Source organism: Pseudomonas sp. PDM02, assembly GCF_014852285.1.
Classification (GTDB): domain Bacteria; phylum Pseudomonadota; class Gammaproteobacteria; order Pseudomonadales; family Pseudomonadaceae; genus Aquipseudomonas; species Aquipseudomonas migulae.
Genome location: NZ_JACVBL010000003.1, coordinates 372,815 through 397,500 on the forward strand (window position 1 = coordinate 372,815; position 24,686 = coordinate 397,500).

Here is a 24,686-nt window from a genome sequence, read left to right on the forward strand (position 1 = left end):
GGTGCGACGATTCGACTTGCCCGCGAAGGCATTTTCAGCCCCTACACATCCCCCTCCTGCTACCATCCCCCGCCAATAATAAAAGCTCACGGAAGACTCACCCATGTCCGCTTCAACCTTCGACCTGCGCCCGCTCATGGTCGCCAACATGGCCTGCACCATGGCAATGATGGCGTTCGTTTCTTTGATCGGGCCCATCGCCCGGGTCTTGGGCCTGGCCACCTGGCAGGCCGGGGCAGCGGTGACGGTGTCCGGGGTGATCTGGATGGTGCTGGCGCGTCCATGGGGCCAGGCCAGCGACCGCTTCGGACGACGACGCATTCTGTTGCTCGGCACTGCGGGATTCACCCTCGCCTATTGGGCCTTGTGCCTGTTCATCGACACGTCTTTGCGATTCCTGCCTTCAGCGGCGCTGGCGTTTATCGGGCTGATGCTCGGACGCGGGCTGATCGGCGTGTTCTATGCGGCGATCCCGGTCGGCTGCAATGCACTGATTGCCGACAACGTCGAGCCGCAACACCGCGCCAAAGCCATGGCCGCATTGGGCGCTGCCAACGCCTGCGGGCTGGTGATCGGCCCGGCGATAGCGGCGTTGCTGTCCCGATACAGCCTGAGCCTGCCCTTCTACGCCATGGCGTTTCTACCGCTGATGGCATTCCTCGTGCTGCGTTACAAGCTCAAGGCCCAGGAACTGCACTTGCGCCAGGCACCGCGCAAGGTGCACCTCAACGATCCACGGTTGCGCCGGCCCATGGCGGTCGCGTTCGTGGCGATGCTGTGCGTTTCTGTCGCGCAGATCACCGTCGGCTTCTTCGCCATCGATCGACTGGGCATGAGCCCGGCCGACGCCGCACAAACGGCCGGTATCGCCCTGACCATGGTCGGCTTCGCGTTGATCTGTTCGCAGCTGGTTGTGCGTCGACTGGAATGGCCGCCGCTACGGCTGATCCGGGTCGGCGCGATGGTCGCTGCGCTGGGGTTTTCCGGCAGCATCATGGTCGATTCGGCGTGGGGGTTATGGCTGGGGTTCTTTGTCTCGGCGAGCGGCATGGGCCTGATTTTCCCGTCCTTCGCCGCGCTTGCCGCCAATGCGGTCGAGGCCTCGGAGCAAGGCGCGACCGCAGGCTCCATCGGCGCAGCCCAGGGGTTCGGCGTGGTGATCGGGCCGTTGACCGCCACGCTGATCTACGGCATCGAACCGCGTTTGCCGTATCTGGTGGCGGCTGCGCTGTTGCTGCTGGTGGCCCTGTGGCCAGGGCCCCGGCAGCGTCAGGCTTTATAGGATGCGATAGAGCAAGCGTTCAATGCGCACGCGACTGACACGCTTGAGGAACTTGGCCACGCCCGCCGGGTAATCCGGCAGGGTTTGCAGGTCCTGATAACGCTCGATGCGGGTGGTGTGCTGGAAGATCTCCGCCAGTTCACTGCGACGCGGCTGCAGCAATTCACTTTTGGGGTCATCAATCAGCAGCGCGTTTTCCAGGTCGAGACGGAATGCGCGCGGATTGAGGTTGTTGCCGGTCAGCAAGGTGTAACGCTGATCGACCCACATGCCTTTAAGGTGATAGGTGTTATCGCCGTCCTTCCACAGGTGCAGGTTCAACTGACCGCTGTCGACGCTGCGATGATGACGCTTGGCGAAACGCCGCAGGCTGATCTCGTAGAGGTACGGCAACGCCGAGATCACCTTGAACGGCTCGCTAGGCGGGATGTAGAAGTCGTTGGCGGTTTTGTCGCCGACCACGATGTCGATCTTCACACCCCGAGCCAATGCCCGGTTGATCTCCCGGGTCACCGCCAACGGCAGGTTGAAGTACGGCGTGCAGATCGTCAGTTGATGCTGGGCACTGGCGATCAACTCGCAGATTACCCGGCTCAACGGGTTGTTCTTGCCGACCCCAAGCAATGGGCTGACCGACAAACCGTCTTTAACCGTACTGCCCGTCGTGGTGTCGTACGCCGCATGTTTCAGGCGGCTGCGCAGGTCGCCGATGTCGTGGCGCAGGCTGCGGGTGGTCGGCAGGTTCGGCAAATCGAGGCGATGCACCGCTTTCGAGGCGACCAGGCCGTGCTGAACCAGGTGCTGCATCGAATCGGCCAGGGCACCGTTGTGCAGCAGGTGATAACGGTCGTAGCGGTATTTGTCGAATTTGTGCAGATAAACGTTGTTCAGGCTCGCACCGCTGTAGATCACGCAATCATCGATCACGAAGCCTTTCAAATGCAGCACGCCGAACAGCTCGCGGGTCTGCACTGGCACACCGTACACCGGGACCACGCTGGCATGGGTTCGGGTGGTTTCCTGATACCACGCCGAATTGCCCGGCTGTTTGCCGGCACCGATCAAGCCACGCTGGGCGCGCAGCCAATCGACGACCACCACCACGTCCAGGTCCGGACGCGCCAGTTTGGCGGCGTGCAAGGCATCGAGAATTTCCTGGCCGGCTTCATCCTGTTGCAGGTACAGCGCGACGATATAGATGCGCCGGGTCGCCTGGGCAATTTTTTCCAACAGGCAACGACGGAATTCGGCAGCGCCAGAGAGGATGGTGACGGCATCGGCGGTCAGCGGAAAACTGCGCAGTTTGGGCAGCAGAGAGCGTTTGAAAAGCGACGGCATAGGGCTCGCAATGGGTCGAATCCGGAGAGGTTGAGAGCTTACACCATGGAGGGGGTTAGGTCTTGTTACGGTCTGTAATGACCTCTTCGCGGGCAAGCCTCGCTCCTACAGTCAATCGTGCTCCCTTGTAGGAGCGAGGCTTGCCCGCGAAGGCGATTTAATGGTCAACACAAAATAATATTTGACCAAGGAGAACGATCGTTCTACTGTATGCCCCATGAACGAAATCACTAGCAACGACACACGCGACATCATTCTGGATGTCACCGAAAAGTTGATCTACAAAAGTGGCATCGCTGCCACGGGCATGGATCTTCTGGTGAAAACCGCCGGCGTCTCCAGAAAAAGCATCTACCGCTACTTCGCCAACAAGGAGGAGTTGACCGTCGCCGCCCTGCAACGCCGCGACGTGCGCTGGATGCTCTGGTACAGAAGTGCCGTCGACCAGGCCGAAACCCCGGCCGACCGGCTGCTCAACCTGTTTACCGTGCTCAAGGCCTGGTTTGCCTCCGAAGGCTTCCGTGGCTGCGCTTTCATCAACACCAGCGGTGAAACCGGCGACCCGCAAGACCCGGTCCGGCTGGTCGCCAAAGAACACAAACAGAAGCTGCTCGACTATGTGCGCGAGCTCTGCACCGAACATGGCGCAACCGACCCGGAGACGCTGGCCAAACAGCTGCTGATCCTGATCGATGGCGCCATTACCGTGGCGCTTGTCATGGGTGATCACAGTGCCGCCGATAATGCGCAATGCATGGCGCGAAAGTTATTGGACCTGTAACACTTTAAACAAGCCCGACAACTTGCTTGAACTTTAATCTTATTGGGAGACTTTAAATGTCTAACGCCGAAGTTCGTCCGCCATTGCCGCCGTTTACCCGTGAATCGGCCATCGAAAAAGTTCGCCTGGCCGAAGATGGCTGGAACTCCCGTGATGCTGAGCGCGTGTCCCTGGCCTACACACTGGACACCAAATGGCGCAACCGCGCCGAATTCGCCTACAACCGTGAAGAAGCCAAAGGTTTCCTGACACGCAAATGGGCCAAGGAACTGGACTATCGACTGATCAAGGAACTCTGGGCGTTCACCGGCAACCGCATCGCCGTGCGCTACGCCTATGAATGGCACGACGACTCGGGCAACTGGTTCCGTTCCTACGGCAACGAAAACTGGGAGTTCGACGAGAACGGCCTGATGGCCAACCGGTTCGCCTGCATCAACGACATGCCGATCAAGGAAAGCGACCGCAAGTTCCACTGGCCGCTGGGGCGTCGCCCGGATGATCATCCGGGGCTGTCTGACCTAGGTCTGTAAACACACATCGCCCTTGTAGGAGCTGGCTTGCTGGCGATGGCGTCATAACATTCAACGATGATGTTGATTGTGAAATCGCTATCGCCAGCAAGCCGGCTCCTACAGGGGTTTGTGGTGGTCAGGCGACTTCGGCTTGTTTCACGCTGGCCTCGGCCTCCAGTTCCCGCACCAACGGCAGCACCCGCTTGCCGAAATACTCCACCTCTTCCTGAAAGTGCAGAAACCCCGCCAGCACCAAATCCACGCCCACGGCTTTCAACGCCACAATCCGCTCGGCAATTTGCCGCGGCGTGCCGATCAGGTTGGTCTTGAAGCCGTCGTTGTACTGCACCAGATCCTCGAACGTCGATTTGGCCCAATTGCCCTCGCCTTCCGGTGATGCCCTGCCCGCCTGTTTCGCCGCATCGCCAAAGGCATTCACCGCTTCCGGATCAGCCTGATCGATGATCTGCGCCAGCACTGCGCGTGCCTCTTCTTCGGTGTCGCGGGCGATGACGAACGCGTTGACCCCGACCTTCACCGTGTGATTGTTCGCGGCGGCCTTGCTGCGGATATCGTCGACTTGCGCCTTGATGCCTTCCGGCGTGTTGCCGTTGGTGAAGTACCAGTCCGAAACTCGCGCCGCCATGTCCCGTGCTGCACGGGAGCTGCCGCCCTGGAAGATTTCCGGCTGGCCCAGCGGTTTCGGTTTGAGGCTGTAATTGTCGAAACGGTAGAAGTCGCCGCGAAAGGTGAAGTTGTCCTGGCTCCAGATGCCTTTGAGCGAGCGAATGAATTCTTCGGAGCGGCGATAGCGCTCGTCGTGCTCCAGCCAGTGTTCCCCGATCGCCTGGAATTCACCCTTGAACCAACCGCTGACGATGTTCACCGCGATGCGGCCGTTGGTCAGTTGATCGATGGTCGCCAGTTGCTTGGCCGCCAGCGCGGGTTGCCAGGGGCCGGGCAGGATCGCCGCGATGACTTTCAATGTGGTGGTGGCGGCGAGCAGCGCGTGGCTGAAGGCGACCGATTCATGCTGGTACTCGGCACCGTAACCGGCGGTGAAGCGAATCTGCGTCAGGGCGTATTCGAACCCCGCCGCTTCGGCCAGTTGCGCCAGTTTGCGGTTGTAGTCGATGCCCCAGTGGGTGCGTTGTTCGATCTTGCTGACCACCAGCCCGCCGCTGACGTTCGGCACCCAGTAGGCAAATTTGACGGCTTGCTGACTCATTGACGTGTCCTCGGGACGTTAGGAAGTCCTGGGGTGAGAGCAGCAACCGTGCCAGTGCTTTCCTGTACCGACCGAAGCCCCCTGTGGGAGCGAGACCGGCTTGCCGGCGATGGCGGTGTGTCAGCCAACAAAAGGGTTGTATGTGCAACCGTCATCGCGAGCAGGCTCGCTCCCACAGGGTTCTGGGTGTGTCAGGGCAATTTGCTGCGGCGCTGTTGGCCCAGCAACAGTTCAAGCAGAATCTGAATCCCTACGCTTCAGTAAATCCTGGCCGCCCCTCTCCGGCATGGACCATGCAATCCCCCTTGGCAACCACTGCCGATCCAAGGAGCTGTCCCATGACCGAACACCAGGTAATCAATCCGCTGTCCATTGGCACTGACTATGAAGCGCTGGCCGTGAGATTCCGCCCGATTTTCCAGCGCATCGCCGCCGGTGCCGTTGAGCGTGAACAGTCGCGCAGCCTGCCTTACGAGCCCATCCAGTGGCTGAAGGAAGCCGGTTTCGGCGCGGTGCGCGTGCCGGTGGAATATGGGGGTGGCGGCGCCTCCCTGCCGCAGCTGTTTGAGTTGCTGATCGAACTGGCCGAAGCCGATTCCAACGTGCCCCAGGCACTGCGCGGGCATTTCGCGTTTGCCGAGGACCGCTTGAACGCCACGCCAGGGCCGGCACGGGATCTGTGGTTCAAACGCTTTGTCGACGGCGACATTGTCGGCTGCGCCTGGACTGAAATCGGCAATGTGGCGATTGGCGACGTGATCACTAAAGTCTCGCCCAACGGCAACGGCTGGCGGCTCAACGGTGAAAAGTTCTACAGCACCGGCAGCCTGTTTTCCGACTGGATCGACGTCTACGCCCAGCGCAGTGATACCGGCGGCGATGTCATCGCAGCGGTTCGCACCCGACAACCGGGGATCGTGCAAAGCGATGACTGGGACGGTTTCGGTCAGCGCACCACGGGCAGCGGCACGTCGCGGTTTATCGACGCCGAGGTGGACGCCGAAAACGTCATCGACTTCGCCACCCGTTTCAAATACCAGACGGCGTTCTATCAGCTCGTGTTGTTGGCCACGCTGGCCGGAATCGGTCGCGCCGCGTTGCGCGACGTGGCGTATCAGGTACGTGAGCGCAAACGTATTTACAGCCATGGCAATGCCCAGCGCGTCAGTGAGGACTCGCAAGTTCAACAAGTCGTCGGTGAAGTGGCTGCGCTGGTGTACGCCGCCGAAGCGAGCGCATTGAAGGCCGCACAACCGGCGCAGCGGGCGTATCTGGCGCGGTTTTCGGGGGATGACGCGCTGGAGCGGGCGGCGAATGTTGCGGCGGAACTCGAATCGGCGAAAGCGCAGGTGGTGGTGTCGGAGCTGATTCAGCGGGCGACCACCGAGCTGTTCAATGCGCTGGGGGCTTCGGGTGTGCGTCAGGGCAAGTCGCTGGACCGGCATTGGCGTAATGCGCGGACCGTGTCTTCGCATAATCCGGTGATTTACAAGGCGCGGATTGTCGGGGATTGGGAGATTAACGGGACTGAACCGCCGTTTGTGTGGCAGATCGGCAATGGGCCGGCCGCCAAGTGATGTAGCGCCTGCAAGTCAGTCTTCGCGGGCAAGCCTCGCTCCTACAGGGGAATACACTTAACCGTAGGAGCGAGGCTTGCCCGCGAAGAGGCCAGACCAGTCGCCGCAGAAGTTGGATATAGGTAAGATATCGGCCCTTCCCCGCAGCCCTTTGCTGCACCCCGCCGAATAAGCCCATTTCCATGCCTTTCGAACTCAGCGTTGACCTCACCACCCTCGCCATCCTGGCCGTCGTCGCCTTCATTGCCGGTTTCATCGACGCCATTGCCGGCGGCGGTGGTCTGTTGACCACGCCGGCGCTGTTGACCGCCGGCCTGCCGCCGCACCTGGTGCTGGGCACCAACAAACTCAGTTCGACCTTCGGCTCGGCCACCGCCAGTTTCACCTTCTATCGGCGCAAACTGTTCCATCCCCGGCAGTGGGTGCACGCCATCGTCGGCACCTTGGTCGGCGCGCTGACCGGTGCCGTGGTAGCGCATTACCTGCCCGCCGAATGGCTGAACAAAATGCTGCCGGTGATCGTGTTCACCTGCGGCCTCTACCTGTTGTTCGGTGGCACGCCGAAAGCGCCGCTGGACAGCAACGCACCGATCAAGAAAAAGTGGCAATCGACCCAAGGCTTCAGCCTCGGCTTCTACGACGGCGTGGCCGGCCCCGGCACCGGCGCGTTCTGGACCGTGAGCAGCCTGCTGATGTACCCCATCGATCTGGTGAAGGCCAGCGGCGTGGCGCGCAGCATGAACTTCGTCAGCAACATTGCGGCGCTGTCGGTGTTCATCTTTTCCGGGCAAGTGGACTGGATCATCGGCCTGAGCATGGGCCTGTCGGTGATGGTCGGTGCGTTCTTCGGTGCGCGCTCCGCCATCAGCGGCGGAGCCAAGTTCATTCGCCCGGTGTTCATCACCGTGGTGCTGGGTCTGACCGTGCGCCTAGCCTGGCAGCACTGGTTCAGCGTGGCCTAAGCGCCGCGCCACATAGACGTCGATCAGGTAACGGGCAATCGAGCGTGACGCCGGCAACGGCGGCAGCTCGTGCACGTTGAACCACTGGGCGTCCTCGATCTCGTCCTCCTGGCAGACAATCTCGCCGCCGGCGTACTCGGCGTGGAAGCCGAGCATCATCGAGTGCGGGAACGGCCAGCACTGGCTGCCCATGTACTGGATGTTCTTGACCTCGATCTGCACCTCTTCACGCACCTCGCGAATCAGGCAGTCTTCAGCGGACTCGCCCGGCTCGGCAAATCCCGCCAGCGTGCTGTAGACCCCGGTGACAAACCGTGGCGAGCGCGCCAGCAAGACTTCATCGCCACGGGTGATCAGCACGATCATGCTCGGCGAAATCCGCGGGTAATAGCGCAAATTGCACGGCTCGCAATACATCGCCCGCTCACGCGGCACCTGCAAGGTCGCCTGCCCGCAGTTGCCGCAAAAACGGTGTTCACGGGCCCAGGTACCGATCTGCGCGGCATAACCCAGCACTTTGTAAACCGCGTGATCGCCATCGAGCATGAACGCCCGCAAGCCTTTCCAGTTGCAGCCCGGCACTTCGCTGTGACTGCGCAGCTCCAGCAGGTAGACCGGTTCGCCATCCAGATGACCGATGCCGTGTTCGGCCAGAACCGGCAGGTCCTGGCGCTTGAGCCATTCACGCGGGAACAGCGCGCCATTGTCGTCGAGCAGGAAGCCTTCGGGGCTGCGCGCAACGGCCCAGCCGCCCGGTTGATCGGTGTCCAGTACTGCAGTGGTCCAGCGTGAAGTCATTTTTCAATCAATCCAGAAATTCGGGTTTCTGTTTGCTCATATGGGCGGCCATGGCCACGCGCAAGTCAGTGGATTGCAGCATGGCGGCGTTCCAGGTAGCGACGTATTCAAGGCCGTCGTCAATGCGATGGTCGCGCATGTAGCTGATCATCTCTTTGGTGCCGGTGATCGCAATCGGCGACTTGCCGGCGATGTCCCGGGCAATGCCCATGACACCGTCGAGCAGGCTGGCGGCGTCGCTGTAGACGCGATTGACCAGGCCGATGCTGCGCGCTTCCTCGGCGCCAAACGAGCGACCAGTGTAAGCCAGTTCACGCAGCATGCCGTCACCGATGATCCGCGGCAAGCGTTGCAAGGTGCCAACGTCGGCGGCCATGCCGATGTCGATTTCCTTGATCGAGAATTGCGCGTCTTCGGCGGCATAACGCATGTCGCAGGCGGCAATCAGGTCGATCGCGCCACCCAGGCAATAACCCTGAATCGCTGCCAGCACCGGCTTGCGGCAGTTGTCGACGGCATTGAAGGACGCTTGCAGCGCGAGGATCTTGCGGCGCAGCAGGCGCGCATTGCGGCCGACGTCCTTGCCCAGCTCATTGGCCACGCCGGCCAGCATCATCAGGTCGATACCGGAGGAAAAATGTTTGCCGGCGCCGCTGAGCACCACCACCCGGACTTCGTCGGTGTCATCGATCCACTGGAAGATCTCGATGATCTCGCTCCAGAACGCGGCGTTCATCGAGTTGATCTTTTCCGGACGATTGATCTGCACATGGGCAATTTTATCGGCCAGTTCGACGGTGAACGCAGTGTACTGAGACATGGCAGTGATCCTTTACCGGGCAAAAAATGAGGCCCGAACTATAACAAGGCAACCCGCGCCGCAGTAAGGCAGCGGTTCGGCCAAAAGCGGGACCTGCGAGCGCACCACAACAGTGCGCAGCCGTAATCGCCCTCGCACATTCATGTGACTGCCAGGTTACTTTTTGGGGCTGAATCGCGAAAAAACATGCCCTTCGTCGGGGCGTTTGGCTGCCTATCCGGTACGTCCGTACCGCTTTGAACCGATTGTCGAACAATTTTGCCATATGGCCTTCACCGCTCTAAGTTCTGGCCTAGACTCCTTTTCGCGGGGCAAAACCGGTCGGTCACAAAGTGTCAAAAAAATCGAAACTTTTGCCATTTGTGGCCGGTCCTCTGAAAGGTAGGTGCGTTGCGACTGGTGCAATCCTTGCAACGGCCACTCCAGCCATTCTGCTTTAACGCATGGGCAGCGTTTGCTCACCGATGCGTAGCGCGTTTGCGCCCGGCCACAGGATTTGGCCACGAAACACCGTTTGCCAGACCTAGAACTAGATCAACAACACGGGAGATTCATATGATCAGTACGGCATTAGATATCCAGGGAGAACGTGCTCATCAGCAGGTCGGCGAAACGAGCGCCGTGAGCGCCCCAAATGCCCAATCGATCAACGTCACGGGTACCAAGACGTTGACGCCGGTGGTCAGTCAGAATCCCAACAGAAAGAAAGTGTTGTTTGTGACCTCGGAAATCGCCGACCTGGTGAAGACCGGCGGTCTGGGTGACGTTTCCGCGGCGCTGCCCCGGGCCATGGCGAAATTGCACGATGTGCGTGTGCTGATCCCCGGTTACCCGCAAGTGCTGCACAGCGAAAACCCGATCCATATTATTGGTGAACTTGGTGGTCATGCCGCGCTGCCTGCCTGCAAGATCGGGCGCATGGACATGCCTGACGGACTGGTCATTTACGTGTTGATCTGCCCTGAACTCTACGAGCGCGAAGGTTCACCTTACGGCGCCAATAACGGTCGCGACTGGCCGGACAACCATATTCGTTTCGCCCGCCTGGGCCTGGCGGCTGCCGACATCGCCGCCAACCTCGCACAAATCCACTGGTGCCCGGACCTGGTGCACGCCCATGACTGGCCCGCCGGCCTGGCCCCCGCCTATATGCACTGGCGCGGTCAACGCACGCCGACGCTGTTCACCATTCACAACCTCGCTTATCAAGGCGTGACCAGCCTGGGGTCGTGCCCCGAGCTGGGCATTCCCGCGCATGCCCTGCAACAGGAAGGCATGGAGTTTTACGGCAAGATGTCGTTCCTCAAGGCCGGCATGGCTTATTCGAGCCACATCACCACCGTCAGCGCCACCTACGCCCAGGAAATCACCACGCCGGCCTTCGGCTGCGGCCTCGACGGTTTTCTCGCCGCCAAGACCCAGCAAGGCCTGCTCAGCGGGATTCCCAATGGCATCGATGAGAGCTGGGACGCCGCCACTGACAGCCACCTGTTCCGTCCGTTCAGCATCGGTGACTGGGAAGGCAAAGCGGTCAACGCGGCGCACGTGCGCGAGCTGTTCGGGCTGGACGACTCCGAAGGTCCGCTGTTCGCCGTGGTCTCGCGTCTGGTCTATCAGAAAGGCCTGGACCTGACGGAAGCCGTGTCCGAATACATCGTCAAATCCGGTGGCCAGATCGCGATCATCGGGCGCGGCGAACCGGAAGAAGAACAGGCAATGCGTGAACTGGCCCTGCGCTTTCCAGGGCAGATCGGCGTGCGCATCGGCTTCAACGAAACCGACGCCCGCCGCATGTTCGCCGGCAGCGATTTCCTGCTGATGCCCTCGCGTTATGAACCGTGCGGCTTGAGCCAGATGTACGCCCAGCGTTTTGGTTCGTTGCCGGTGGCACGCAACACCGGCGGCCTGGCCGACACCATCGAAAATGGCGTGACCGGTTTCCTGTTCGACGAATCCACGGTCGAGAGCTATCAGGAAGCCCTGAGCCGTGCCTTCAAGGTGTTCGCCTTTCCTGGCTTGCTCAATGCCATGCGTTGCCGGGCCATGGCCGCACCGTTCAACTGGTGCAAAGCCGTCGAACCCTACGCCGAACTCTACGAACAGCTGGTGGCTAAAGCGCTGGGGAAATCGAACAAACAGTAAGAGGTTTTCAACGATGCCGTTACGGACCCTTGAGACCTGGCCCCACGGCGCAATCATGCTGGACGCAGAGCACACGCGTTTTGCCTTGTGGGCGCCGGATGCGTTTTTTGTCAGTGTCGAACTGGAAGATGGACAGTCCTTGCCGTTGCTGCCTCAGGCCGATGGCTGGTTCGTGATCAAGACGCGCTGTCCTGCGGGCACGCGTTACCGCTACAACATTGATGGCGAACTCGAGGTGCCCGACCCGGCCTCCCGCGCTCAGGCCGGTGACATTCACCGGCACAGCGTGGTGGTCGATCCCCTCGCCTACACGTGGCGACACCGCGACTGGCTGGGGCGGCCCTGGAACGAGGCGGTGATCTACGAGTTGCACGTCGGTGCGCTTGGCGGTTTTGTCGAGGTCGAGCAGCACCTGGCGCGGCTTGCCGGACTGGGCGTTACCGCCATCGAACTGATGCCGCTGGCGCAGTTCCCCGGTGATCGCAATTGGGGCTACGACGGGGTTCTGCCCTACGCGCCCCAGGCCTCCTATGGCACGCCCGAGCAACTCAAGCACCTGATCGACAGCGCCCACGGCCATGGTCTGGCTGTGATGCTCGATGTGGTCTACAACCACTTCGGCCCGGACGGCAATTACCTGCATCGCTACGCCAAGGCCTTCTTCAATGAAGACAAGCACACGCCTTGGGGCGCGGCCATCGACTTCCGGCGACGCGAGGTGCGCGACTTCTTTATCGACAATGCGTTGATGTGGTTGCTGGAATACCGCTTTGACGGTTTGCGCTTCGACGCGGTGCACGCGATCAAGAGCCCGGACTTTCTACAGGAACTGGCGCAACGCATCCGGCAGCAAATCGACCCGGCGCGCCACGTGTGGCTGACGGTCGAAAACGAACACAACCAGGCCAGCCTGCTGCAGGAAGGTTACGACGCGCAGTGGAACGACGACGGCCACAACGCCTTGCACGTGCTGCTGACCGGTGAAACCGAGGCCTATTACGCCGACTATGCCGACAACCCTACCGAACAGTTGGCGCGCTGCCTGAGCCAGGGCTTCGTGTTCCAGGGCCACACCAACCGCCACGGCGAAGCCCGCGGCGAGCCCAGCGGTCATTTGCCGCCCACGGCGTTCGTGCTGTTCTTGCAGAACCATGACCAGATCGGCAATCGCGCATTCGGTGAACGGCTGCACCAACTCGCCCACCCCGACGCCTTGAAAGCCGCGACGGCGTTGTTGCTGTTATCGCCGATGATCCCGCTGATGTTCATGGGCGACGAGTTTGCCGTCGAGCAACCGTTCCTGTTTTTCACCAGCCATCACGGCGAACTGGCGGAACTTGTTCGCGAAGGTCGGCGTAACGAATTTTGCGCGTTCGATGCATTTTCCGATCCGGCCAGGCGTGAACAGATTCCCGACCCGAACGCGCAGCAGACCTTCGAAGACTCACGGCCGAATCTGACGGCGAGCGGGCAATCGGCCATTTACGCGCTGTATCGCCAACTGCTGATAATCCGCCACGAGCAGATCATCGCGCGCCTGCCCGGTGCACACCCGTTGGGTGCCGAGGCACTGGCGCCAGGCGCGGTGAGCGCGCGCTGGCAACTGGGCGATGGCAGCCTGCTGCGCATTGACCTGAACCTCAGCGACAAGCCGGTGGTCCACTCCCCACAGGCCGGCACTTCGTTGTTGTTCGAATACCCGCCGAAGTCCGCCGACCTGCTGAATCAGGGCACCCTTGCCCCGTATTGCGCGTTAGTCAGCCTCACGACCGCAGCCCCTTTGCTACCCCCGGATGGAGAGCGCCCATGAGCGATGCGCAATTGGAAATACTGGCCAGCCGCGCTGGCCTGGCCGTCGACTGGATCGATGCCAACGGCCGCCCACAAAAAGTCGCGCCATCGGTGTTACGCAATGTCCTGACCGGGCTCGGCCATCCGGCCGGCAGCGCCCAGGAGATCGATGCCAGCCTGCAAGAATTGCAGCAAGTGCAACAAACCCGGCATCTGCCGCCGCTGCTGACCGCGGACGTTGGCGTGGGCCTCAGCCTCGCGCATTATTTCGAGCCGCAGACACCCTGCGAGATCCACCTTGAGGACGGGTCGCGGCTCAACCTGAAACTGGATGCCCAAGCGATGTTGCCCGGCCTGATCCCTGTCGGTTATCAGCACGTCACGATCGACGGCCAATCCTTTACGCTGGCCGTGGCGCCGGCACGCTGCTACAGCGTCGGCGATGCGGTCGACAGCCCGATCCCTCGCGCCTGGGGGCTGAGCGTGCAGCTGTACTCGCTGCGCCGTCCCGGCGATGGCGGTTTTGGCGACACCCAGGCGCTGGAAGATCTGGCCCGCGTCGCCGGTGAGCGTGGCGCCGAAGCGCTGGCGATCAGTCCGTTGCACGCGATGTTCAGCAGCGACACCCAACGCTATAGCCCTTATTCGCCGTCCAGCCGCCTGTTCCTCAACAGCCTGTACGCGGCGCCCGGCGCGGTCCTTGGCGACCGAGCGATGCGCACGGCGATTGACGCCACCGGGCTCGCCGCCGAGCTCAAGCATCTGGAACAACAGCCGCTGGTTGACTGGCCAGTGGCGGCCGACGCCAAGCACCGTCTGTTGCAGGCGTTGTACGAAGGTTTTGTCCAGGGCGAACACCCGTTGCACGCCGATTTCAGCAGTTTCCGCCACGCGGCCGGCGAAGCGCTGGAGAACCACTGTCGTTTCGAAGCCATTCAGGAGGCCCGTGCCGCCAAAGGTGAAAACCTCGACTGGCGCGAGTGGCCCGAGCAATGGCGCGACCCGCGCAGTGCTGCGCTGGCTGAATTTGCCGAAGAGAATGCCGGGCGCATCGGCTTCTTCGCCTTCTGCCAGTGGTTGATTACCCGTTGCCTGGAGCGCGCACAAACCGCTGCGCGCAGTAGCGGCATGAGCATTGGCCTGATCGCTGACCTCGCGGTCGGTGCCGACGGCGGCGGCAGCCAGGCCTGGAGTCGCCAGGACGAATTGCTCGCCTCGCTGACGGTGGGTGCACCGCCGGACATTCTCAATCGCACCGGGCAGGGCTGGGGTATTTCCGCGTTCTCGCCCGAAGGCCTGGTGCGTCACGGATTTCGTGCGTTCATCGAAATGCTCCGGGCCAACTTCGCCCATGCCGGCGGCCTGCGCATCGATCACGTCATGGGATTGCAACGGCTGTGGGTGATCCCCAACGGCGCATCACCCGCCGATGGCGCTTATCTTTATTACCCGGTGGACGATCTGCTGCGCCTGCTGACCCTGGAATCCCATCGGCATCAAGCCATCGTTCTCGGCGAAGATCTCGGGACAGTGGAAGACGGCCTGCGGGAAAAACTCATCGCCCGTTCGATTCTCGGCATGCGCGTGTTGCTGTTCGAGCAGGACAACACACACTTCAAGCCGATCCTCGACTGGCCGGACAACGCACTGGCCACCACCAGCACCCACGATTTACCGACGCTCAACGGCTGGTGGCATGGCCACGATATCGACTGGAATGCCCGATTGGGCCTGGTCGACGCCACGGGTGAAATCGAGTGGCGCCGTCACCGCGAACGCGAGCGTGAAGGCCTGCGCCGGGCGTTGAGCCAGGACCCGCAGAACTTCCGCGAAGAGTCCCATGAGACCGATCAGATACTCGACGCAGCCATTCGCTTCCTCGGCCATACCCGCGCGCCGCTGGTGTTGCTGCCGCTGGAGGATGCCCTGGGCATCGAACAGCAGGCCAACCTGCCCGGCACCATCGACACCCATCCGAATTGGTCGCGCCGCTTGCCCGGTGCCAGCGAAGCCTTGCTCGATGACCTGGACGCTGCCCGACGCCTGGAATTGCTTGCCTGCGCGCGGCTTCAGGCGGCCGAGCGTGACCGATGAATCAACCACGCGCGACCCTGCGTTTGCAGTTTCATAAAGGCTTCACGCTGGACGATGCGGTGCCGCTGGTGCCCTATTTCTCGTACCTCGGCATCAGTCATGTCTACGCCTCGCCGCTGCTGAGCGCACGCGCAGGTTCCATGCACGGCTATGACGTGGTGGACCCCACCACGGTCAACCCGGAACTGGGCGGCGAAGCGGCGTTGCGCCGTTTGGTCAGCGCGTTGCGTGAGCAGAACATGGGGCTGATCCTCGACATCGTCTCCAACCACATGGCCGTGGGTGGCGGCGATAATCCCTGGTGGCTGGACTTGCTGGAATGGGGCCGGTTGAGCCCGTACGGCGAATTTTTCGACATCCAATGGCATTCGCCCGATCCGTTGATGGAGGGTCAGCTCTTGCTGCCATTCCTCGGCAGCGACTATGGCGTGGCGTTGCAGGACGGCACCCTGCCCTTGTGCTTCGATGCGCAGCACGGTGCTTTTTACGTCGAACACTACGATCATCACTTCCCGATTTGCCCGATGAACTACGGCGAATTGCTCAAAGACGATACCGAGCGATTCAAGTCACTGGCCGACCGCTTCAGCACCTTGAGTTACCAGACCGACGCCCACCGCCTGGCCAAACCGTTGAAAGACGAGCTGCGCGAACTGGCCAGCGACCCGGCCCTGCTTCAAGTCATCGAGCAGAACCTGCAAGCCTACGATTCGCTCACGCCGGACGGTTTCCAGCGCCTGCACCAGTTGCTGGAACGTCAAAGCTATCGCCTCGCCAGTTGGCGCACGGCGGCGGATGACATCAACTGGCGGCGCTTTTTCGATGTCAACGAACTGGGCGGTCTTCGTGTGGAGCGCCCGGCGGTGTTCGAAGCCACTCACGCAAAAATCTTCGAACTGGTCGCCGAGGGCCTGATCGACGGCCTGCGCATCGACCACATCGATGGCCTCGCCGATCCACGCGGTTATTGCCGCAAACTGCGACGCCGGGTCGACAGCCTGACGCCGGGCCGACACCTGCCGATCTACGTCGAGAAGATTCTCGGTGAAGGTGAAACCCTGCACCGTGACTGGTCGGTGGATGGCACCACCGGTTATGAATTCATGAACCAGGTGTCCTTGCTGCAACATGATCCCGCTGGTGAGAAAACCCTCGGCGAATTGTGGAACCGCTACAGCGAACGGCCCGCCGATTTCCGTCAGGAAGCACACCTGGCCCGCCAGCAAATTCTCAACGGTTCGCTTGCCGGCGACTTCGAAAGTGTCGCCCAGGCGCTGCTGCAAGTGGCCCGGGATGATGTGATGACCCGCGACCTGACCCTCGGCGCGATTCGTCGGGCGTTGCAGGAACTGATCGTGCACTTCCCGGTGTATCGCACCTACATCAGCCCTTGTGGGCGTTCCGCTGAGGACGATGGTTTTTTTCAGCAAGCCATGGACGGCGCGCGGCAAAACCTCAGCGAAGCCGATTGGCCGGTGCTCGATTGCCTGGCCCGATGGCTGGGCGGCGAACCCTGGCGAAAACGCCCGGTGGGCCGCCCGCGCAAGATGCTCAAGCATGCCTGCGTGCGTTTTCAGCAACTGACTTCACCGGCAGCGGCGAAGGCCGTCGAGGACACCGCGTTTTATCGCTCGGCGGTTTTGCTGTCGCGCAATGACGTGGGGTTCAACACGGAACAATTCAGTGCACCGGTGGCTGACTTCCATGCCGCGTGCCTCAATCGTCTCGAAGAATTCCCCGACAACCTGCTGACCACCGCGACCCACGACCACAAACGCGGCGAAGACACCCGCGCCAGGCTGGCGGTGTTGAGCGAGCGCAGCGCGTGGTTCGCCGAGCAAGTGCCGCTCTGGCAAACACTGGCCCGGCCGGTGCGCGTCGACGATGAGATACCGTCGGCGGGCGATGAATTGATTCTGTATCAGGCGATTCTCGGCAGTTGGCCGCTGGAACTGCGCGACGACGATCGGCCCGCGCTTGAGGATTACGTCAAACGTCTCTGGCAGTGGCAGCAGAAAGCCTTGCGTGAAGCCAAGCTGCAAAGCAGCTGGAGCGCGCCGAACGATGCGTATGAACGTGCGACCCAGGCATTCATCGAACGTCTGCTGCTAAGCCCCGAAGCCGAGCTGCTGCGCGCAGCCCTGAGCAAAGCCGTGACGTCCATCGCCGCCCCCGGCGCACTCAACGGATTGGCGCAAACCTTGCTGCGCATGACTGTGCCGGGCATTGCGGACCTTTACCAAGGCAACGAGTACTGGGACTTCTCGCTGGTCGATCCGGACAACCGTCGCCCGGTGGATTACGCGAGTCGCCAACACACCATGCAACGTTCGCCAGAACTGCCGGAACTGCCGGAACTGCTGGCCAACTGGCGTGACGGACGCATCAAACAAACCCTGATCGCGCGCACATTAGGCCTGCGCGCCCAACAGGCCGAGCTGTTTCAACGCGGGACGTATCAAGCGCTGGAAGTGGTCGGCTGCGAGGCACACCGGGTGCTGGCATTTGCGCGCTCGTACAACCAGAAGCAGGCCATCGTGATCGTCCCGATACGCTGTGCAGGCCTGCTGAAAAACAGTGCCACACCCCATGTCGGCGCGCCGCAGTGGGGCGATACGCGAGTCAAATTACCGTTTACCACCCCTGCCGAAAATCTGAAGGGACTTTTTTCCAGCGTCGCAGTCACAGAACACAAGGAGCTGATAATTGGCGCCGCGCTGGGGGATTTCCCGGTCAATCTCTTTATCCAAAACTTTGAGTTCAGTTCAGGAGCATAGCGATGAGTACCGACGATAAACGCATCCGCGAATTTGCCTATCAGATCTGGGAATCGGAAGGAAAACCCGAGGGCCATGAAGCCCGGCACTGGGAGATGGCTCGAAAACTGGCAGAAGCCGAAGCCCTGGCCCCCAGCAAATCGCCCAAGGCGGCCGGCAGCAAAGCGGCAGGCACCAAGCCTGCCGTCAGCAAAACCGCCAACGGCAAGGCTGGCGAGCCGAAAACCAAAGCCAAGGCGAAACCGGCCGCTGCGGCCAAGGTGATCCCGCCCGGGGAAAAATCCACCGAGAAGAAACCTCGCGCAGCGCGTAAACCGCCTGCGGTCTGACGCTTCCCGGCATTGTCCTGACTGACCTTGTGGCGAGCGACCTCTCGCCACCGTGGGCACGTTCGCCCCCGATAAACCTGTAGGAGCGAGGCTTGCCCGCGAAGGCGGTGTGTCATTCAACATTCGAATCGCCTGACACGCCGTCTTCGCGGGCCAGCCTCGCTCCTACAGGGGATTCCCCCAATTGCAGGAGCACCTATGACCAGTCCAAAAAAAGCCGCGCCAGAACCTCAGGCCGAGGCTTCGCGAATCCGGGAAGGCCTGCCCTTCCCGCTAGGCGCCACCTGGGATGGTCTGGGGGTCAACTTCGCCTTGTTCTCCGCCAACGCGACCAGGGTTGAACTGTGCATCTTCGATGACGCCGGCGAAGTTGAACTGGAGCGCATCGAACTGCCGGAATACACCGACGAGATCTACCACGGCTACCTCCCCGACGCTCATCCGGGGCTGATCTACGGCTACCGTGTTTATGGCCCGTATGACCCGGCCAACGGGCATCGCTTCAATCACAACAAACTGTTGATCGACCCCTACGCCAAACAACTGGTCGGCAAGTTGAAGTGGTCCGAAGCGCTGTTCGGCTACACCATCGGCCACCCCGACGCCGACCTCAGTTTTGACGAACGCGACAGCGCTCCGTTCGTACCGAAATGCAAGGTGATCGACCCGGCGCACACCTGGGGCCACGACCACCGCGTCAGCGTGCCGTGGGACAAAACGATCATTTACGAAACTCACGTGCGCGGCTTCAGCATGCGTCACCCGTCTGTCCCCGAGAGCGTGCGTGGCACCTTCGCCGGGTTGATGGTCGATGACATGCTGGAACACATCCGCAAGCTCGGCGTATCGACCGTGGAATTGCTGCCGATTCACGCGTTCGTGAATGACCAGCACTTGTTGCACAAAGGCATGACCAATTACTGGGGCTACAACAGCATCGCGTTTTTCGCCCCGGACCCGCGCTACCTGGCCAGCGGCAAGATCGCCGAGTTCAAGGAAATGGTCGCGCACCTGCACGAAGCCAATCTGGAGGTGATTCTCGACGTGGTGTACAACCACACCGCCGAGGGCAACGAACAGGGCCCCACCCTGTCGATGCGCGGCATCGACAACGCCTCGTATTACCGCTTGATGCCCGACGACAAGCGCTTCTACATCAACGATTCCGGCACCGGCAACACCCTGGACCTGAGTCACCCGTGCGTGCTGCAAATGGTCACCGACTCCCTGCGTTACTGGGCGTCGGAAATGCACGTGGACGGTTTTCGCTTCGACCTGGCGACCATTCTCGGGCGCTACCACGACGGTTTCGATGAACGCCACAGCTTTCTCGTTGCCTGCCGCCAGGACCCTGTATTGCGCCAGGTGAAAATGATTGCCGAGCCGTGGGACATTGGTCCCGGTGGCTATCAGGTCGGTCGCTTTCCACCGGGCTGGGTTGAATGGAACGACAAATTCCGCGACACCGTGCGCGCGTTCTGGAAAGGCGACGACGGCCAACTCGCTGACTTCGCCAGTCGGATGACTGCCTCCGGTGAAATGTTCAATCAGCGTGGTCGGCGGCCCTACGCGTCGGTGAACTTCGTCACCGCTCACGACGGTTTCACCCTCAACGACCTGGTGTCGTACAACGAAAAACACAACGAAGCCAACGACGAGAACAACCAGGACGGCAGCAACAACAACCTGTCCTGGAACCACGGCGTCGAAGGCCCGACTGACGACCCGGAGATCAACGCGCTCCGCCAGCGGCAGATGCGCAACTTCTTCGCCACCCTGCTGCTGTCCCAGGGCACGCCGATGCTGGTGGCCGGTGACGAGTTCGCCCGCACCCAGGACGGCAACAACAATGCCTATTGCCAGGACAGTGAAATCGGCTGGGTCAATTGGGACCTGAGCGAAGATGGCAAGGCGTTGCTGAAGTTCGTCAAACGCCTGATCAAGTTGCGCCTGGCCTACCCGATCCTGCGACGCGGTCGCTTTCTGGTGGGCAATTACAACGAGGACATCGGTGTCAAGGACGTCACCTGGCTGGCGCCGGATGGCAGCGAGATGAGCACCGAACAATGGGAGGAATCCCACGGAAAATGCCTCGGCATGTTGCTCGATGGCCGAGCCCAGGAAACCGGGATTCGCCGCAAGGGCGGTGATGCCACCTTGCTACTGGTGGTCAACGCGCACCACGACATCGTCAACTTCACCTTGCCGCAAGTGCCGGATGGCAGGTTCTGGACCTGCATGGTCGACACCAATCAGCCATCGATCCGCGGACAGGAGCGCTTTGAGTTCGGCCACGAATATTCGGTCACCGGCCGTTCGCTGCTGCTGTTCGAATTGCAGCGTGAGGAAGAAGAGTGAAATGAAACTACGGGGGTTTCTACATGGCCATGCAGCGGCCGGATACGGGAGCGACTCCAGCGAAAATTGCGCGACCTGGCACAGCCCGGAGAAAAATATGCACCAGTGGGAACATCGACGCGACGAATAGCGTGACTTGAGCAATACTCTGCTCGCGGCAATCCAGGGTTCGGAGAGCGGCACATTGCTATTAATTAGAACAAGGACGTAGCCCGATGAAATCCGTTTCCATCAGCGACAGCAGCCTTACTGCACAGATCTGGAACAACGCGCCTCAGCTCGACAACATTCCCGTCATCAACACCCAGACCCTGGTCCCGCCCGGCGCCCGCGCCGTGGTGATCGCGCCGCATCCCGGCGATGAAGTCGTGACCTGCGGCGGACTGCTGCAATTACTCAGCGCTCTGGGCCATCCCCTGCAATTGATCTCGATCACCGACGGCAGCGCCAGCCATCCGGGGTCACAGCAATGGTCGGAGAAACGCCTCAGCGTGTTTCGTCCCCAGGAAAGCGTCGAAGCCTTGCGCCGCCTCGGTTTGCCGATGCACAGCCTGAAGTGGATTCGCGGAGGGTTCACCGACAACGCCCTGGCCGAGCGCGAACTTCAGTTGACTCAATTCATCGCGCGGTACTTGCGGCCTGGTGATGTGGTGTTCAGCACCTGGAGCGAGGACGGCAATGTCGACCACGACGTCGTCGGCCGCGCCAGTGCCAAAGCCGCCGCCTCGGTCGGTGCAGCGTTCAACGAAGTACCCGTCTGGGCGTGGCATTGGCCCTCGCGTGATCGAGGACTGATCCCGTGGCACCGCGCCCGCAAGGTTCGCCTCGACACCTGGACCGTTGCGCGCAAAAGCCACGCCACCCACGCCTACGCCAGCCAGCTCGACGGCGAACCCGCCATCGGCATCGCCCCACTGCTGCCCCGGGTGCTGCTGGAACGCATGCGGTTGCCCTATGAAATCGTCTTCGTCTAAACCAACACCCCCTGCAGGAGCCGGCTTGCCGGCGATGAGGTCCTTGAACCTTGCGCTAATATTGCGGGCCCCATCGCCAGCAAGCCGGCTCCTACAAGGTTGTGTCGATCACAGGTTTGAATTTGCCCCCGCCCCTGTAGGAGCCAGCTTGCTGGCGATGAGGCCCTTGAACCTTGCGCTATTCTTGCGGACGCCATCGCCGGCAAGCCAGTTCCTACAAAGTTGTGTCGATCGCAGGTTTGAATTTGCCCCCGCCCCTGTAGGAGCCGGCTTGCTGGCGATGAGGCACTTGAACCTTGCGCTAATCTTGAAGACGCCATCGCCGGCAAGCCAGCTCCTACAAGGTTGTGTCGATCACAGGTTTGAAGTTGACCCCACCCCTGTAGGAGCCGGCTTGCTGGCGATGAGGCCCTCGAACCTTGCGCTAATCTTGAAGACGCCATCACTGGCAAGTCGGCCCCCTGCAAATGCTCAAACTGAACTGCCCGCCCCCGCATCAGTCGCATACATAAGCCAGCCTGATTCAGAGGAGTCAAAGTGACCAGTGATTCCAAGCGCCAGACCGTCGAATCGACGCCATTGAACACGCCGCCGGCGATTAATCGACTCAGAGTGCTGACGGTCAACACCCACAAGGGCTTCACCGCGCTAAACCGACGCTTCATCCTCCCGGAACTGCGTGAAGCGGTACGCAGTACGTCCGCCGATCTGGTGTTCCTGCAGGAAGTCGTCGGTGAACACGAACGCCATTCTTCCCGCCTCAACAACTGGCCGCAGACCTCGCAATACGAGTTCCTGGCCGACAGCATGTGGAGCGATTTCGCCTACGGCCGCAATGCGGTCTACCCCAACGGTCACCACGGTAACGCGCTGCTGTCAAAATACCCGATCCGCGAATACCGCAACCTCGACGTCTCGATCACCGGTCCCGAGCGCCGCGGTCTGTTGCATTGCCTGCTCGACGTACCGGGCCACGCCGAAGTCCACGCGATTTGCGTACACCTGAGCCTGCTGGAAAGTCATCGTCAGTTGCAGCTCCAGTTACTCTGCCAACTGCTTGAGTCTTTACCCGACGATGCACCGGTGATAATCGCCGGCGACTTCAACGACTGGCAGCTACAGGGTAACGCCGCCCTCGCCCGCCACGACTACCTGCACGAAGCCTTCGAGCGCCACCATGGTCGCCCGGCAAAAACCTATCCCGCACGGTTTCCGTTACTGCGCCTGGACCGGATCTATCTGCGCAATGCCAGCAGCCATGAGCCGCGGATATTGGGCAGCAAGCCGTGGACGCATCTGTCGGATCATTTGCCGTTGGCGGTGGAAGTGCGTCTTTAGTGTTTCAGGCATGATCCGTCAGGCATCATTGATATTGACAGTAATGTTCTAAGGGATGCGCCCGTGAATCTCGCCGTTCACATCGACTTTCTTACCGACCGTCGGCTGCTCAAACGCCTCTGGAACAATACTTTCACGATGATTTTTCGTACAAACAAGAACTTAGATAAGCGCCAAAAAACAATCAGTTGCAACGGCTAAATTAGACATACCGCTTATCGTTCATTTTCTTGACGCGACGCCATCGGTCTTCTTGACTTGACGTTACTACCCCCGGAAGTATCACCCGGAGCAACCCCCAGACACCCGTCAAAACGGGCCGCCAGCGGCTTGCCCCAGTCCATTCGGTCGCCCCTCAATCAGGGGTAGGAGAGACGCCAGAGCGAGATACCACATGCGACTGCAAGGTAGACCTCCATGAAAACTTCATTCACCCCACAAGAGATCAAAGTTACTTTTTGCACAGTGTCGAGTTCACTCTTGCTGTGTTCATCCATGGAAGTGCAGGCCTCGCCTGCCGAGGAAGAAACAACCCCCTGGTATGACCAGGAGGTCCCGGTGCTCACCTTGCCCTCGCTCGCTACCAACTACCCCGGCCGCTTCAGCGCCAACCTTGATCTGCGAAGTTCACACCTGACCATCGAAGACGCTGCGCCCTCGGCCTGGGATCAGCTCTATGGACAGGCGTCGCGTCAGGCACAAACCGATTATCTGTCCCAGGGATTCAGCATTCCTGGTGCCAACGAATTCAAAGGCCCGGCGATCCTCACCCTGCAAAGCGGTAGCGGCCATACCCAGCAGGTCGGGCTGATCGGCGGGATGAGCCAGTTTCAAGGCAACAGCAACGGCCTGCTGACCAGTCGCGCCCTTGCCGACCCCAACACCGACACCCTCAACCTGCAAGGCCAGAGCCTCGGCGCCTACTGGAGCCTGACCGGCCCACAGGGCTGGCACGTCGACTTGACGGCCAGTGGCGGTCGGGTCAACGGCTTCAGTCGTAATGAACAGGGAGCCCGACAAGCCACCGAAGGCAGCGCAGTCACCTTCTCGGTGGAAGGCGGCTTTCCGATTGGTCTGGGCGACAACTGGGTGGTCGAACCCCAGGCGCAGTTGATCAATCAGCGCATCACCCTGGACACCCCGTACGCCGGTTCCGGCAATGCTTCCTCCAGCGACCTGACATCCTGGAGTGGCCGGGTCGGTGCTCGGTTGAAAGGTAGCTACGACATCAACGGCCTCGGGGTCGAACCGTATGTGCGGACCAACTTGTGGCACACGGTGTACACCGGCAATACCGTGACCCTGGATCAAGTCGACAAGATCAGCACCAGCCGCTATTCATCGACGGTCGAAGTGGGTTTGGGCCTGGTGGCCAGAGTGACACCCGCCGTTAGCCTGTATGTCAGCGCGGATTACAGCAGCAGCGTGGATGAAAATGATTTGAACGGGCTGATTGGCAGTTTGGGTGTGCGGATGCGTTGGTGAAAATACTTGATTCACCTGTTACTTCTTACAGTAGGCAGGCGAATGATGGTCGTGCATTGTGATGGGCAGTTCACTTTGATCAAGGCCAGCAGGGATG

Annotated in this window: 18 protein-coding genes; 14 read left to right on the forward strand and 4 right to left on the reverse strand. The window is 61.0% G+C overall.

Features of this window, described 5'->3' with window-relative positions; all coding sequences use genetic code 11:
• Nucleotides 1–103: 103 nt before the first annotated feature.
• A complete protein-coding gene (locus IB245_RS08040; protein ID WP_192227244.1) occupies nt 104–1,282 on the forward strand; it encodes an MFS transporter in 1,179 nt (392 codons plus the stop codon).
• Here IB245_RS08040 and pssA read toward each other — a convergent pair.
• Entirely contained in the window at nt 1,277–2,620 is a 1,344-nt protein-coding gene (gene pssA, locus IB245_RS08045; protein ID WP_192227245.1) for a CDP-diacylglycerol--serine O-phosphatidyltransferase, read from the reverse strand. The two genes, IB245_RS08040 and pssA, sit on opposite strands and share 6 nt — an antisense overlap.
• Nucleotides 2,621–2,837: 217 nt before the next feature.
• Here pssA and IB245_RS08050 point away from each other — a divergent pair, with 217 nt between their 5' ends.
• Nucleotides 2,838–3,401, forward strand: coding sequence for a TetR/AcrR family transcriptional regulator (locus IB245_RS08050; protein WP_192227246.1), 564 nt, complete (start codon nt 2,838–2,840; stop codon nt 3,399–3,401).
• A gap of 56 nt (nt 3,402–3,457) precedes the next feature.
• Nucleotides 3,458–3,934, forward strand: a complete 477-nt coding sequence (locus IB245_RS08055) for a DUF1348 family protein (RefSeq protein WP_192227247.1) — start codon at nt 3,458–3,460, stop codon at nt 3,932–3,934.
• Between the two features lie 118 nt (nt 3,935–4,052).
• Here IB245_RS08055 and sfnG read toward each other — a convergent pair whose 3' ends face one another.
• Entirely contained in the window at nt 4,053–5,144 is a 1,092-nt protein-coding gene (sfnG, locus tag IB245_RS08060) for a dimethylsulfone monooxygenase SfnG (protein WP_192227248.1), read from the reverse strand.
• Between the two features lie 338 nt (nt 5,145–5,482).
• On the opposite strand from sfnG, the gene IB245_RS08065 reads away from it, so the two are divergent.
• Together IB245_RS08065 and IB245_RS08070 are read left to right on the forward strand one after the other, a co-directional pair.
• Entirely contained in the window at nt 5,483–6,721 is a 1,239-nt protein-coding gene (locus tag IB245_RS08065) for an acyl-CoA dehydrogenase family protein (protein ID WP_192227249.1), read from the forward strand.
• A gap of 182 nt (nt 6,722–6,903) precedes the next feature.
• Nucleotides 6,904–7,683 carry a TSUP family transporter gene (locus IB245_RS08070; RefSeq protein ID WP_192227250.1) on the forward strand — a complete coding sequence of 260 codons (780 nt, stop codon included), beginning with the start codon at nt 6,904–6,906 and terminating at the stop codon, nt 7,681–7,683.
• Here the strand turns inward: IB245_RS08070 and nudC are convergent.
• Both nudC and IB245_RS08080 read right to left on the reverse strand, forming a co-directional pair.
• On the reverse strand, nt 7,651–8,481 hold the full coding sequence (gene nudC, locus IB245_RS08075) for an NAD(+) diphosphatase (RefSeq protein WP_192227251.1): 831 nt from the start codon (nt 8,479–8,481) through the stop codon (nt 7,651–7,653). The genes IB245_RS08070 and nudC overlap by 33 nt on opposite strands.
• Before the next feature lie 7 nt (nt 8,482–8,488).
• Entirely contained in the window at nt 8,489–9,301 is an 813-nt protein-coding gene (locus IB245_RS08080; RefSeq protein ID WP_008026262.1) for a crotonase/enoyl-CoA hydratase family protein, read from the reverse strand.
• A gap of 555 nt (nt 9,302–9,856) precedes the next feature.
• On the opposite strand from IB245_RS08080, the gene glgA reads away from it, so the two are divergent.
• The 9 genes from glgA to IB245_RS08125 all read left to right on the forward strand — a co-directional run bounded on the left by glgA (nt 9,857) and on the right by IB245_RS08125 (nt 24,589).
• Nucleotides 9,857–11,443 carry a glycogen synthase GlgA gene (gene glgA, locus IB245_RS08085; protein ID WP_192227252.1) on the forward strand — a complete coding sequence of 529 codons (1,587 nt, stop codon included), beginning with the start codon at nt 9,857–9,859 and terminating at the stop codon, nt 11,441–11,443.
• A 13-nt stretch (nt 11,444–11,456) separates the two neighbouring features.
• Nucleotides 11,457–13,253: a malto-oligosyltrehalose trehalohydrolase gene (treZ, locus tag IB245_RS08090; RefSeq protein ID WP_192227253.1), complete on the forward strand. Its 1,797-nt coding sequence runs from the start codon at nt 11,457–11,459 to the stop codon at nt 13,251–13,253.
• Nucleotides 13,250–15,328, forward strand: a complete 2,079-nt coding sequence (malQ, locus tag IB245_RS08095) for a 4-alpha-glucanotransferase (RefSeq protein ID WP_192227254.1) — start codon at nt 13,250–13,252, stop codon at nt 15,326–15,328. Before treZ ends, malQ begins: the two co-directional genes overlap by 4 nt.
• Nucleotides 15,325–18,105 carry a malto-oligosyltrehalose synthase gene (locus IB245_RS08100; protein ID WP_192227255.1) on the forward strand — a complete coding sequence of 927 codons (2,781 nt, stop codon included), beginning with the start codon at nt 15,325–15,327 and terminating at the stop codon, nt 18,103–18,105. The genes malQ and IB245_RS08100 overlap by 4 nt, the downstream gene beginning before the upstream one ends.
• 2 nt (nt 18,106–18,107) lie before the next feature.
• Nucleotides 18,108–18,434, forward strand: a complete 327-nt coding sequence (locus IB245_RS08105; protein WP_008038331.1) for a DUF2934 domain-containing protein — start codon at nt 18,108–18,110, stop codon at nt 18,432–18,434.
• A gap of 198 nt (nt 18,435–18,632) precedes the next feature.
• On the forward strand, nt 18,633–20,792 hold the full coding sequence (glgX, locus tag IB245_RS08110; RefSeq protein WP_192227256.1) for a glycogen debranching protein GlgX: 2,160 nt from the start codon (nt 18,633–18,635) through the stop codon (nt 20,790–20,792).
• Nucleotides 20,793–21,007: 215 nt separating this feature from the next.
• Nucleotides 21,008–21,766 (forward strand): PIG-L deacetylase family protein, encoded by a 759-nt coding sequence (locus tag IB245_RS08115; protein WP_192227257.1) that lies wholly within the window; start codon nt 21,008–21,010, stop codon nt 21,764–21,766.
• Between the two features lie 537 nt (nt 21,767–22,303).
• Nucleotides 22,304–23,104 carry an endonuclease/exonuclease/phosphatase family protein gene (locus IB245_RS08120; protein ID WP_008041048.1) on the forward strand — a complete coding sequence of 267 codons (801 nt, stop codon included), beginning with the start codon at nt 22,304–22,306 and terminating at the stop codon, nt 23,102–23,104.
• A 417-nt stretch (nt 23,105–23,521) separates the two neighbouring features.
• Nucleotides 23,522–24,589 carry an autotransporter outer membrane beta-barrel domain-containing protein gene (locus IB245_RS08125; RefSeq protein ID WP_192227258.1) on the forward strand — a complete coding sequence of 356 codons (1,068 nt, stop codon included), beginning with the start codon at nt 23,522–23,524 and terminating at the stop codon, nt 24,587–24,589.
• The last annotated feature ends 97 nt before the right edge of the window (nt 24,590–24,686 follow it).